The organism is Armatimonas rosea, assembly GCF_014202505.1.
In the GTDB taxonomy this organism is placed as follows: Bacteria; Armatimonadota; Armatimonadia; order Armatimonadales; family Armatimonadaceae; genus Armatimonas; species Armatimonas rosea.
In genome coordinates this window covers 34,993-45,116 of record NZ_JACHGW010000013.1, presented here as the reverse complement: position 1 = coordinate 45,116, position 10,124 = coordinate 34,993, and the positions used below count along the sequence as shown (strand labels likewise).

Genomic DNA, 10,124 nt, shown 5'->3' with positions numbered 1-10,124 from the left:
GATTTCGAGGCTGCTCTGGCTCTACTAGATCCCACTTGTCATCCAACTACACTCCCGGCAAGGATACCAGCTTTATGAAATCGTCCGTACAGTTGCTCAAGCCACTCCATAGCTCTTTGCCACGTCCGGGCGATGCCCACAGCTCCAGGTAGAGCTGCACGTAACTGACAACCCAGAATTTTTGTCTATGTGGGGAGACGTATGATACCACCTCCAGAGAGCGAGCAAGAGGCCCCCGGAAGGTTCCCTGGTGGGCCTCTTTTTTGCATTGCTGGCCCCGAGCTGCGCGGCGTTCGATTGAGACTTGTACGAAAACACCACACTTCTGTGTCAGACTATTGGGAATCTTTGACGGCCCAGTCCTTTCATAATGCTTCAAATAGGCGGATTCGCTATCAGATCGGCATTGAATGCATTGATCAGAGCATGCTCGCCGGGGCCGGGGTTGGCTCGAAGCGGACGAACCGCCTCGACCACAACTTCAGGAACATCCGTTGCGAGCCCTTGCATAGTTTCGTAGATGAACGCATCGACCGGCATGGCGCGGGGATCACCACTCTTCCCGATGAGGTTGGTATCCACCCAGGGCGGTGCGATTTCCTGCACGATCACGTTGGTGTCGCGCAACATGAAGCGTTGGGATAGCGCATAGGAATGCAGGGCGGCCTTGGTGGCGGAATAAACCGCGCTGAGAGCCAACGGAAGGTAGGCTAGGATAGACGTGTTGTAGATGATCGTGGCATTGGGCTGCCGCTTCAGATGTTCGATGAGCGCCGATGTCAGCAGGATAGGCCCTAGCAAATTAGTCTCGACCAAGCGGCGCGAGGTCGCTGCGTCAATCTGACCGGCCGCATTGTCGAAAGGCATGATGCCCGCATTGTTGACCAGCACGTTGAGGGTGGGATAGCGGGCGATCAGGGTTTGCGCCGCCGCCTGGATGCTGACCGAGTCGGCGACATCCAGCTCAATGGCCTCCATGCCAGGGTTAGCGGCCACGACTTCGTCGAGCAGAGCTTTGCGCCGCCCGGCGATGATGACCTTGTTGCCGCGCTGGTGGAATGCTTCCGCGAGGCCGCGGCCAATGCCGGAGCCGCCGCCGGTCACGAGAATGGTATTGTCTTCGAGTTTCATGATGGGTTCTCTGTGGTTCGTTGATAAGTGGGTAGCGGATGCATGAGGCCGCTCAGGCCTTGCGTGTGCCCTTGATGAATGCCGCGATCTGGGTTGCTGCGGCTTCCGGATACTGGTGATGCGGGCCGTGGCCTGTCTTGGGGTAGGTAATCAGACTGACGCTCGGCAACTGGCCGTTGAGGGCATACCAGTTCTCGATCGGGAAAATGATGTCGTGGTCCGCACCCAGATGCAGGATGGGGGTCTTTGTGGTCTTCAAGAAACCGAGGATCTCGTCCGACGGAAAGGCGGGATTGCGCGGTGTGGTCCCGATCTGGCTGATCGCCCAGTCGGCCTGTACGTCCGGGCTGCGGGGAATCTTCTGTGCCATGATCCGCTCGAAGGACCGCTTCGAGGCGGCACGACTGCCCTCGTCTGCGGGTTCGAAGAAGATCGTGGTGAAGTTATCCAGACCGATGCCAGGTACTGCAGCGGCGTCGTAGAACAGTTGCTCCGCCTGCTTGACGAGCTTGCCGGGCGGCGTCGTCGCCAGCAGAACGGCATGGCTGACGTCTTGGCCGAACATCGCCAGATAGATCTGCGCAACGATGCCGCCGATGGACCAGCCCGCGATCACGATATCTTTCAGCCCGAGCGCATCGACCAGGTCTTTGGCGTCTTTCACCATGGCCGCCGGGTTATAGCTTCTCTCCCCAGTGGACAGACCCAGCCCTGAATAGTCGAAGGTCACCACCTGAAATCCTTGCGCCGCGAGGGCGTCAATGAAAGCGGGGTCCCACAGGCCCAGCACACCGCGGAAGCGATTGCACAGCACGATGGGTTTACCGGTTCCAACGGAGCGGTAGGCCAGCTTGCGGCCGCCGACCTCGACGAAGCGCGTTGATGCCACTGCTGAATTCGTGTCCGTCGTGCGTCCGCTCTGCGCATTTGCGTGCAAAGGCAAGGAAACTGCTGCCGCCATTGCGGCACCCGCGACGAGTAATTGACGGCGGGATTTGGAGTCGGGGGCGGGAAAAGAGTCATTCATGTTATTGATTCGCTTTTGGTTTTCGTAGTGTTTTTGAGGCAAATCGAAAGCTTTGCTCTTGCTTGCGGCAAACGGGGTAGCGTGTGCCGAAGCCGAGTCACTTGCAATTCACAAGTCACATCTTACACCCATCACTTGCAATTCGCAAGTAACTAGGCTAAAATTTTGTTCATGAAGAAAAACAAACCATCCCCCTCTTGCCCAGAAGGCTATCGGTCAACGTGTCCGATAGCTAACGTGCTAGACATCCTGGGTGACAAATGGACGTTGCTTGTCGTGCGCGACTTGCTGTTGTCGGGCATGCACCGTTACAGCGAGTTCCAGTCCTCGCCCGAGGCGATACCAACCAATATCCTGGCAGAGCGCTTGAAGCGTCTAGAGGCAGCCGGCCTCGTTAAGAAAGAGTTCTATCAGGACAATCCCCCACGAGCGGAATACTTCATCACCCGAAAAGGAGCCGATCTCGGCCTGGTGTTGCAAGCGTTGGGGGAGTGGGGACATAAGTACATCCCCGGGGTAATCCTCCCCAAGGAGTTCATTGAGCCAGAGATTAGAGATTGACGTCGAAAAAAACGGGCACAAAAATAGAGCACACTGGAGAGTGGAATATCCCCAGAAATTTGTCTGGTAGGTTAAGCGACAGGCTCCAGATTCAAGGTACCAAGAAACCGTTTCTTAAAATGTACATTGTGGGGCGAGGAGATCAGTCGTAGCTAAGCCCTCTGTTCGTCACAGCAAGATCAAAAGCGGTAGGGTCGAAGCTAGGACCGGCCCACTCAAGCCACTCAAATAGTTCCCGCTGAGAAACTGGACTAGAACCACCAGCAAGAGCCGCAAGGATCTCCTGGTAGCTCCCAATACCACCACAGTCCTCAGGAGGCCCGCAGCGCTCACCAGCGAGGCACCGAGGCCACTTCACTTCAGACTCCACACACTCCTCGAGCACAACCTCATGACACCAGTAGTCTCCAAGGTCGTAGACATAGCGTAGCTGGCTTCCCACCTCGGGCAACGCACGAAACAAACTCAACGTCTGATCACTACGATCCGGCCCTCCATCCAGGTCGAGCGCAAACTGGTAGCGAATTCCGTAAGTCAACGCAGCATCGTCCTCCCCAATCGTGAACTCATGCAAGTGGCAGCCCTTCCAAGAAAACGCACTCTGGATCACATGGTGGAGCTGGTGCAGGCTCAGTGAGGCAGGAACCAGCAAACGCCGCCAGATCGGGGGATCTGATTCCTGGATCGTCACGCAAAGCTGGAGGGCATAGCGCGACTCCTCAAGCACGGTGGCTGGGTCGAGTAGTTCACGCGCAACGTTATTAGGCCGGAAGTAGTCTCTCTGACCGGTGATTCCCACTAGGTAGCGTCCCAGGTAGAGCGCGATCTCCTCAGGATGCTCCTGACGCTCTTGGCTGTAGTCAATCACCTGAAGGAACTGGGTCATGGTTCCCATGGTGGCACGGCACCGATCTGCTCCCGTGGGTAGAATCTGAACCTCTCCCATCGCGGCGAGCTCCTGCTCGATGGCCTCCGATGAGATGCAGAGCGCTTCTAGTCGGTGTCGTACGGCTTCCAGGAAGCGCGCAGGCAGTGTCTGTAGGGGCGCGGCGGGGAAGAGTACTGCCAGCCTTGCTCTCTGGCTGATGGCCAGCACCAGGTGCTTTGGGCGGAGAGGAAGGTAGGTTGCATACCAGTCTCCCAGCTTCGCAGTTGACGCCGTAGGGGTGCCGGGCTTGGATTGTTTGGCGGGTAGCTTCAAGCGATCCAAGAGCTTTTTCGTGCAGCGTAGATTCGTCACAGGGGATAGGTTTGTCATAGAGCTTGACCTGCTGCCTTCCACTTTTTGTACAAGTCGCGCCTCTTCTCAGGGCGATCAAAGACGGCTAGGAGGCGCTCTCGGCTCGCCTGGCTGACTTTTCCCATCTCGGCTTCATAGCGCTTGCGCTCGGCCTCACAGAAGCTCAGGAAGGCTTCGTAGGGTGCCCCCCCCTGGCTCTCCAGCACAGCCAGCTCGGCGGCGAGTTCGGTAGCCGTGAGCGGCGGCGCAACCACCTCTGTGATCGCCTCTTGTGGCGCTGGCTCCTCTTCCTCGGCGAGAAGGCTCTCCTCGCCACCAAGTCTATCTTCACCTCCAAAGAGTCCCTGGCGAATGGCATTGCCCACGCCAAGATCAGCCTGCTTCTCCGCAATGGTGGGAACGAAGACTTCACGCTTTTCCAGCTCCTGAACGCAGATCCTGTCGAAGTAGGCTCCTGGGCGGTCTAAGGCTTGCCTTGCATTGCCACTCAGACGCCTTCGTGTGGCTCGTAGAGCCGCGTTCCAGGCTTCGAGCGTTCCTTTCCCTTCCGCGATCTCCCAGAGCTGCTGAAATCGCCGTAGGCTCCCTTCGTCTCCTGTCAGGGCGATGAGCTCTGAGACGGCTTTATCTCGTATGGCATATATGCCCCTTCCCCCCTCGTTGGGCGTTGAGGGAGCTGGGCTTGGTACTTCGGCCTCGCTAACGTTCAACGATTTCTTTACAGATACATCCGTATCTTTCTTTTTCTGGGAATTTCTTTCTTTATATGGGGGGCAATTTTTGACCGGGTCAGATTTTGACCCGGTCAATTTTTGACCCCCTCCCTCATCTCCCTCCCGCAGGGATGTTTTTGGTTTGCTTGGTGCATCGTCAAGGGCTCTGCGTTGACGCTCAATAGCAGCCCGCTGGCGTGCTTCATCACTCCAGCGTAGAGCATAGCGGGCACCACTTGTGGCATAGGTTTCCGCCGTCTCGATGATCAACTTTGCTGTCAAAGCCCCTCGGATACCATCTCGTGCAGAGTTGCGTGAGAGCTTAGCCCGGCGCTGAATATCTGCTACAGACAGCTCTGCCTCAATGCGTTTCTCTCCCGTGAGAGGATCTGTCCAGCCTAGAGTTGCTCGAATGATGGTGGCAACAACCGAGACAACACACGGCGGAAAGTTTGGCACGACGTAGTCAAAGAATTGATTAGGAGTTGGGGTAAAGTTGGCCTCTAGCGGTTGGAAGCCTTCAAAGTCGCTCACGATATCCTCCCTTCTGGAAAGCCTGAGGCTCTCCGTTTCTGTCGTCGAAGTGCAGAAAAATATCGGGGGACATCACACGATGTTTTTTCAACGAGTTGCTTCTGTCGTGGTCTTTCGTCGTACATGGAAAACTCTCGATTTGGGGCAACTTTGTCAATTTGAATTGACAAAGTTGAGGTGCAGGTAGTGGGGCGTGACATCCTTAAGGTTCTCCGTGCTGTCGGGGGACATCCCCCGACAGCTACGTGAGCTCTAAAAACATCAGCGGGGAGGATCGTAATCCTCCCCGCTGATGTTTCAGGGTGTTGTCGATGGCTCGGCCATCTTGCGTTTTGCTTCATTGGTCTGCCTCCTCCGTTTCTGAGGAGGCTGCTTGATAGCTCTCCAGGGCACGAAGGAGCTCCGCGTACTCTTCTTGTTTGAGCTTTCCTGCAGTGATTGCCTGGAGGGTCTTCTGGATAAAGGGACGTGCTACTTTTGCAACGGGGGCTACTTCTGGCTCAGGAGTAGCCTCACCCTTTAGAAGAAACTGGATACGCTCGCGAAGTGCGACAACGGAGAGGCCAAAGCTACCTGTGCGACGACCTTCGGGGCGTGCGGCTTCTTGGGCGAGCTGGATGACTGTCTCTTCGCCTAGTTGGGCCTGGGCACGTTGGAGAGCAATACCGTGGCTACCAGAGAGCCGTCCGGATTCAATCAACGTCGCTATAGACATAGGAAGGCTTGCTAGATGGAACAGATCATGGATGCGAGCACGGCCAAGTCCTACTTCTTCTGCGACTGCTTCCCAGGTAGTGCGAGCATTCTCTTCTTTGCGAATATCGTAGAGCTCTCGCAGAGAGCGCCCTTTCTCGATATCGTTGAGATCTGCACGAAGGATGTTTTCTGCAAGCTGTGCTGCTCGAACTTCGTCATCGCGCAGCTCACGAACTCGTGCTGGAATGCGCACCAAGCCTGCCATACGAGACGCTCGCCAGCGACGCTCCCCACAGACAAGGCGATACTTGCCCAGCGGGAGAACGGGCGGACGTACTAGGATGGCGGAGATAACTCCACGCCTTGCAATATCTTCTGCTAGAGCTCGTAGCTCTGGTTCCTCAAAGGTGCGCCGTGGTTGCAGAGGGTCAGGCTCAATATCATCGAGGAGGAGGTCCCGTGCATCCTCAGGGATACCTGCATGACGACGATCCCCTTCCTCGAGCAGAGCCGATGCCGCCGCCGCTGTCTGTGCAAGTCCAAGAGTTAGCCGCGCGGTACGATCCGATGAGCTAGTTGCCAACGATTTCTGCGACACTTCGCGTCACCTCCTCAGCAAGTTCAAAATAAGGATCTGCCTCTGGCTGGCGCGAGAAAACGATGGGCTGGCGGGCTGCTGTTGATCCATCTACAGCAGTACGCTCTGGGATGACCGTATCAAACATCCGGCGTCCAAAGATTTGGACAGCCATATCGCGGATTGCGGCGGAGTTAGCAGTAATAGTTCGTTGCCGGTTGAGAACCGCTCCAAGGACATGGATGGGATGGCGTGAGAGCTCGGCGCAGCCTTTGCGAGTATTCAGGAGTTGACGAACTCCCTCAAGAGCGAAGGCTCCATCGATAGGGACAAGCAAGGCATCTGCTGCCACCATAGCGTTGATCGAGAGTAGACCAAGAGAGGGCGGTGCATCAATTAGAATAAAGTCGTAGTCACTGCGCACACTATCAAGTGCTTTGTCGAGCTTAAGCTCACGCCCCATAGCACTGTGCAACATCATCTCAGCAGCGGCTAGGTTCAAGTGGGATGGAGCAAGGTAGAGGTTAGGATGGTAGCTCACGCGACGAATGACTTCGGTAAGGGTCTTTGAAGGACCTGCTGCCTCAAATCCAATCACATCTGCGATAGATGATTCAATGTCGTTCCAGAGGACATCCAGACCAAAGGAGCAGTTTGCTTGAGGGTCGAAGTCAATGATCAGGACGCGGTAGCCCTGAGTTGCCAATGCTCCCCCTAGGTTGATTGCCACTGTCGTTTTGCCAACTCCACCCTTTTGGTTGACGAGGGCGATAGTGGCGCTCACCTTACGGCGCTTGCCACCGAGCAGCTCGCGGAGGCGGCTGATATCGTCTGGGGTGTAGATACGCCGATTGCCGATTCGCTTGGAAGGACTAAGGTCTCCCCGCCGATCCATACGACGGAGAGTCTCCGCAGAAACACCAAGCACCTGCGCTGCTTGTGTCGCTGTCAAATCTTCAGTTGTTTTAGCCCTGCTAGCCATATGCTTTTGCCTAATTGAGGGAATGGCTTCCCCTCGCCCTCGGAGAACGAACTCCAGATTGCCTGTCTGGATTGCTAGTCATTATAACTCACACTCTTCTATTTTCTTATCATCTGTGGGAAAAAGAGAGGATTTTTTTTGATGGTTTAGTTTCTGTAACTGAAAACCTTGGTGATGTCGTGGGATATATTCACTGGTTGTTGTGATGTGATTTTTCGTCACCTGATTGCCCCCTTGCCAACGAGGCAACTTTGTCAATTTGAATTGACAAAGTTGATGCTCTGCGGGGAGATTCTCTATTATTTCAGGGGGTATCAGATGAAGTGCCCTGCATCTTCGCTGAGTGTCACCGAGGTCCAGCCCTCGCGCAGGGAGGTCGTGATCCATATCTTGTCGCTGCCAACGTGGGGGAGGCGACGCCAGAGCTTGTAGATGCTACAGGCAAATCTCTGATTCAGGATGCCCTCTTCATTGCTTTGGACTGTTTCCTCGTGCTCCTCGCCGTAGTCTGTACCAGAGACATGGCGCGAGAGCAGCGCCTCAATGGAGGTTCGAGTCTGATCCAGAAAAGTAAGCGCGGACTCTGACGCGGTGACAGTTCCAAGGGGGAATCTTTGGTGGCCCTCACGAAGCCGAATGGGACGATGCTGGAACGATATCTACTAGCCATGGCTTACCACGCGCTGGGTGCCTCTCCCTAAACGCCCGTCGGTTCCGAAGAGCTGATTGGACCTACTAATGGCCCCTGCCATCCGCTTCAAGCCCCTCCTACCCGCCAGAGAAAAATGAAGGGTTGTAAGGAGAGGCCCGTATAGTATTGGAAATTACGCCCATCTCCCCCTGTGGCACTTACCCAGCCTCAGCTACCATCATCCCCGAGAATACGAAGCCAGTACTTGGTATTTGCTTGCGCCTGGAAGGTTGTTGGCAGATCGAAATGGTAATCGTACATCGCGATGCCATTGAAGGTTCCTACAGAAGCTCCTGCTAAGCCAGCCACGTTGTAGGCGGCAAGGGCTGTGTTACCATTGGTATCTGGTGTGGGCACTAGGGGCTGGCTACCCCCTGCGATAGAGGGATAGATGGCGATGTTGAAGTTTTTTGTCGCCGAGGCACTACCACGCCAGTCGATCTTTGCGATATCGGCTGTGGATGTCAACAGGAAGCTGTCCCAGGTGTAGACATCGGAGTCGAGGCCATCGGGGGCAAACCAGGACGATTGGATCAGTGTGGCCCCTACCGTAATGGGGGCTTGTGAGTACAGAACTTGTGACCAACTAGGGCTACCGAGACCGAGCCATAAGACGCAACTCGCAAGAGGTAGAACCTTTTCCACTTCTCCATAGAAGACCTCCTCAGAGGTGCCAGGGAAGCGAACGTCTCCCTGGCACACTGGCTCATCTAATCGTCGTTGCCATCCACTTTCCCATCGCCGTTGTGGTCGTCTTGGTCGTGGTGGCTCTCATTTTCCCAGCCGCCATCGTTGCTCTCGTTCTCAACCTTGGCCTTGGCTGCGGTGAGGGTATTGGTAGCGGCATCGTAGGTGCCCTCGACCTCGACCTTTGCCGCCCCCGTTAGGAGAGCAAAGAACTCCGCCGAGGTCTTTGTGCGGCCGCCGTCGGTGCGGAAGATGGTTGTTGGAGAGGTGACTACGTTGATGGTCGTCACGTTGGGGGCGAAGCCCTTGGCCTTGCGCAGTGTTACCGAGAACGTTCCCGCTGTGGCCGAGACGGAACCGACGCTTCCCTTGATCTCAGGGGCGTGGCTTCCCTCACTCTCGTTGCTGTCCTCGCCAGCTCCCTTGACCTCGATCTTGGTGGCGACCAGTCGGTCGGTTGTTGGGTTGTAGCGCCCCGTCACCTCGACAACCTTGCCATTGTCTAGACTACCGCTGCCGTAGATCGCGGTTGCGGCGGTCGTGGCAACCGTCACGCTCATCCCACGGCCCCGGTTGAGGACAAAGGTCTGGGAGGGGGCGCTTCCGGAGAGCTCGCTCACCGCCCCCTTGTAGTCCTCATGCTCATGGCGGCTGGGGTCGGAGAGGCCGCTATGGTCGCCTTCCACCACCGAGGGCGTGAGCTTGCCGTCTTTCAGGATAAAGTTCGCCAGGTCGAAGTCGATCACCACCGGATCACCTGTACTCCCTAGGGCACGAGGTGCCGGGAAGTTTACCGTCACTTGCGGATGACCCGCGCCATCGAGTGGGAGAGTGCTCGACAAAGGCATCGGTTCTACGACTGTTTTGCCGTGCTCAACTAGGCGCATCTCGGAGCCCAGTGCAAAGCGCACTCCGGTGTAGTTCCCCGCGGGGACACTGGCATCACCGAGAAAAGCGAAGCGGGCTCCGGTTGCATCCCTGAGCGTCTTGAGGTCGATCTGGCGACCCGTGGGATCATCGAAGACCACGATCGGAGCGCCACCCCCTTCGGGAAGCAGCTCCACTTTGTAGATCGTCGCCCAGACCTGGTCGTAGTCCTCGCGGAAGCTATCGGTGGCGAGCACTGCCACCTTACGGGTTCCTGTGGAGCTGCTGCCACTTCCACCGCCGCCACAGCCAACAAGGCTTATCGCTCCTAAAAGTACACAGATCGCTGTCAGTCGTTTCATCGTCTTACTCCAAAATGTAGATTCGCAGTAAGAGAGACCACGTGCCTTAGGAAAAA

At 56.2% G+C, this 10,124-nt stretch carries 9 protein-coding genes; 1 reads left to right on the top strand and 8 read right to left on the bottom strand.

Features of this window, described 5'->3' with window-relative positions; translation table 11 throughout:
* Window positions 1-375 precede the first annotated feature (375 nt).
* Window positions 376-1,131, bottom strand: coding sequence for an SDR family oxidoreductase (locus tag HNQ39_RS29350; protein ID WP_184204172.1), 756 nt, complete (start codon window positions 1,129-1,131; stop codon window positions 376-378).
* Window positions 1,132-1,183: 52 nt separating this feature from the next.
* Window positions 1,184-2,158, bottom strand: a complete 975-nt coding sequence (locus HNQ39_RS29345) for an alpha/beta fold hydrolase (protein WP_221290468.1) — start codon at window positions 2,156-2,158, stop codon at window positions 1,184-1,186.
* A gap of 171 nt (window positions 2,159-2,329) precedes the next feature.
* Between HNQ39_RS29345 and HNQ39_RS29340 the strand changes: the two genes are divergently transcribed.
* On the top strand, window positions 2,330-2,719 hold the full coding sequence (locus tag HNQ39_RS29340; RefSeq protein ID WP_184204171.1) for a winged helix-turn-helix transcriptional regulator: 390 nt from the start codon (window positions 2,330-2,332) through the stop codon (window positions 2,717-2,719).
* Window positions 2,720-2,861: 142 nt separating this feature from the next.
* On the opposite strand, the gene HNQ39_RS29335 is transcribed toward HNQ39_RS29340, so the two are convergent.
* The 6 genes from HNQ39_RS29335 to HNQ39_RS29310 all read right to left on the bottom strand — a co-directional run bounded on the left by HNQ39_RS29335 (window position 2,862) and on the right by HNQ39_RS29310 (window position 10,068).
* A complete protein-coding gene (locus tag HNQ39_RS29335) occupies window positions 2,862-3,959 on the bottom strand; it encodes an IS1096 element passenger TnpR family protein (protein ID WP_184204170.1) in 1,098 nt (365 codons plus the stop codon).
* 14 nt (window positions 3,960-3,973) lie between these two features.
* Entirely contained in the window at window positions 3,974-5,206 is a 1,233-nt protein-coding gene (locus tag HNQ39_RS29330; protein WP_184204169.1) for a hypothetical protein, read from the bottom strand.
* Between the two features lie 337 nt (window positions 5,207-5,543).
* Window positions 5,544-6,500, bottom strand: a complete 957-nt coding sequence (locus HNQ39_RS29325) for a ParB/RepB/Spo0J family partition protein (protein WP_184204168.1) — start codon at window positions 6,498-6,500, stop codon at window positions 5,544-5,546.
* Window positions 6,475-7,431 carry an AAA family ATPase gene (locus HNQ39_RS29320; RefSeq protein WP_184204167.1) on the bottom strand — a complete coding sequence of 319 codons (957 nt, stop codon included), beginning with the start codon at window positions 7,429-7,431 and terminating at the stop codon, window positions 6,475-6,477. Before HNQ39_RS29320 ends, HNQ39_RS29325 begins: the two co-directional genes overlap by 26 nt.
* Before the next feature lie 889 nt (window positions 7,432-8,320).
* Window positions 8,321-8,620: a hypothetical protein gene (locus HNQ39_RS29315; RefSeq protein ID WP_184204166.1), complete on the bottom strand. Its 300-nt coding sequence runs from the start codon at window positions 8,618-8,620 to the stop codon at window positions 8,321-8,323.
* A gap of 242 nt (window positions 8,621-8,862) precedes the next feature.
* Window positions 8,863-10,068 (bottom strand): DUF5666 domain-containing protein, encoded by a 1,206-nt coding sequence (locus tag HNQ39_RS29310; RefSeq protein WP_184204165.1) that lies wholly within the window; start codon window positions 10,066-10,068, stop codon window positions 8,863-8,865.
* Window positions 10,069-10,124 lie beyond the last annotated feature (56 nt).